Source organism: Nocardioides stalactiti (assembly GCF_014180715.1).
GTDB lineage: Bacteria > Actinomycetota > Actinomycetes > Propionibacteriales > Nocardioidaceae > Nocardioides > Nocardioides stalactiti.
This window is the reverse complement of sequence record NZ_JACEFC010000262.1, coordinates 1-350: the sequence shown is the minus strand read 5'-3', so window position 1 is coordinate 350 and position 350 is coordinate 1. Positions and strand designations below refer to the sequence as shown.

Genomic DNA, 350 nt, shown 5'->3' with positions numbered 1-350 from the left:
GTGATGCCGTTGACCCGGCACCACTCGCCCGGCGGACGCTGTGCCTTGCGCGGGATGCCGTTGGACGGCTCGAGCTGCAGCGGGATCGGCGGCAGCGGCGGGAGCTTGATGTCGGCCTCCGCAGCGAGCTGGTCGGCGTCCTTCTCCTCCGACATGCCGATCGGACCGATCGTCTGCGCGTTGAGGAACTGCGCGACCACCGGCTCGCTGGAGGACAGCAGCATCTCCCGCGGGCCGTACATGGCCAGGTGCTTGTGGTAGAGCAGACCGATCTGGTCGGGCACGATCCGGACGCTGTTGACGTCGTGCGTCACGATCAGGAACGTCGCGTCGATCTGGGCGTTCAGGTC

The 350-nt window shown here is 67.7% G+C and carries 1 pseudogene; it reads right to left on the bottom strand.

The window, feature by feature from the left end:
* A pseudogene (locus tag H0487_RS22825) lies at positions 1-350 on the bottom strand (ABC transporter ATP-binding protein); the annotation flags it as partial.